Below are 279 nucleotides of genomic sequence, written 5' to 3' on the forward strand. Positions count from 1 at the left end.
TTTTTGGGTCTTCTGGAGCGGTCCTCAAGGCTCTTCAGGTTCCTGGGGTTGAACTTCTCTTCCAGCGGTAGTAGGTGCTCCGGGCAATGCCGTATCTCCTGCAGGTGACAGCAACAGGGTGTTTTCTGGCAAAGTCCAGGACCTCGAGGCGAATCTTGGCTTTCTTGGAGAGCCCATGGATTTTGGCAAGCTTTGCCAAAGAGGCATACCCAAAGAGAGACTCAAGGTGGAGTGAGGAACCGGAGAAACGGGATAGACTTTCTGTTCCTTTTGTGCTAC

1 protein-coding gene is annotated in these 279 nt (G+C 52.3%); it reads right to left on the reverse strand.

Annotated features, from left to right (window positions below; all coding sequences use genetic code 11):
* Positions 1–34: 34 nt before the first annotated feature.
* Positions 35–279 (reverse strand): helix-turn-helix domain-containing protein (locus H5U36_09985; protein MBC7218434.1); only part of this gene is annotated, 245 nt, incomplete at its 5' end.

The organism is Candidatus Caldatribacterium sp. (assembly GCA_014359405.1).
Classification (GTDB): Bacteria; Atribacterota; Atribacteria; order Atribacterales; family Caldatribacteriaceae; genus Caldatribacterium; species Caldatribacterium oleiphilum.